The organism is Kitasatospora sp. NPDC050463 (genome assembly GCF_040655255.1).
Classification (GTDB): domain Bacteria; phylum Actinomycetota; class Actinomycetes; order Streptomycetales; family Streptomycetaceae; genus Kitasatospora.
In genome coordinates this window covers 1-1202 of sequence record NZ_JBFAJO010000232.1, presented here as the reverse complement: position 1 = coordinate 1202, position 1202 = coordinate 1, and the positions used below count along the sequence as shown (strand labels likewise).

The following is a 1202-nucleotide window of genomic DNA, read 5'->3' as shown; positions in this document are numbered from 1 at the left end:
TCTGAGTCTTATTGTGTTGTGTGGACGTTGCTGTGGAGCTCTCGTTCTGCTGTGCGCGGGGGGGGGCCCGGGGGCGGCCCCCCCGCCGCGCCCCCCCCACCGCTTGTACCCGTCAGGCCGGCGGCTGGGTCTGGCTCATCGGTAGCCGGCGGCGGCGATGTTCGCCTGGACCGCATTTTCGGTCGCATCCGACGGGTAGCCCGAGACCATGGCGCCCTCGTAGAACGTGCCCGCGCTGTCGTTGATGTTGCCTACCTCGGGTGAGCAGCAGTCGCCGCCACTGCCCAGGACGATGGCGCCTTGCTTCTTCATCGGGCTGTATACGTTGGGCTCGTGGGGAAGCGCGCCGTCCCACAGGGTGTTCAGGCTTCCGGCCTGGGCATTGCTGCCCTTGATCGCGAATCGCGACGTCCCGTTGTTTTTGAGTGTCGCCGTGACGAACTTGCTGGTGAACGCCTGCTGGTTCGGGTTCCACGTGCTGCTGCCACCTGGGAACAGGCCCCATTCGAGGTCGGCCTGCACCCAGGGTCCGGTTCCGGAGCAGCCGCCGAACCAGCAGCTCGTCCCGAAGTAGATGGCGTCCATGGCCCCTGGCCCGTCGGCCTTGCGGGTGGTTTCGCTGTTGCCGTAGTCGAAGCAGCAGCCGCTGTTGACGTGCGTACCGCTGGTGACCATGTACATGCCCTCGGGTGCGCTGCCCGTCGGGATGCCCGTCAGGTGGCCGTCGCGCCAGTAGGTGGTCCCGGGGTTGATGTACAGCGAGTAGGCCTTGCTGCCGCCGACCGTCAGCGATTCGGTGGTCGCTACGGCCGGGCGGGTCTGGGGTGAGCCCGGGACCACGCTGGAACCCTGGTACCACAGGTCGTTGCCACGCCCGGACTGATCGAACACGACCGTGATGACGCACGTGGTGTTTGCGCAGAAGGAGTCCTGGGCCGCCGCGTTGGCGACACCGCCAGGGGTCAGTACGCCGATGTTGCGGGTTGTGTTGTCCGAGCGTCGGACCTGATACAGGTCTCCGTTGTAGGCGCTGTAGAGGGCGCGCGTTGTGCTGTGCGCCGCCACGCAGGGCGTACCACCTGCGCCGTAGATGTCGCACGGGCCGGAGCCGGTGCCCTTATCCACCTGGACGAGTTGCCACTGCTGGTTGGTGCCGCCCCAGTCGTTGTACTGCACGACGTTGGCGCCGTCGTTGGTCGCCG

General features: G+C 67.0%; 1 protein-coding gene. It reads right to left on the bottom strand.

Annotated features, from left to right (window positions below):
* Positions 1-135 precede the first annotated feature (135 nt).
* Positions 136-1202, bottom strand: a 1067-nt coding sequence (locus tag AB0J08_RS41695) for an arabinofuranosidase catalytic domain-containing protein (protein ID WP_360645451.1), incomplete at its 5' end; no start/stop codon positions are given.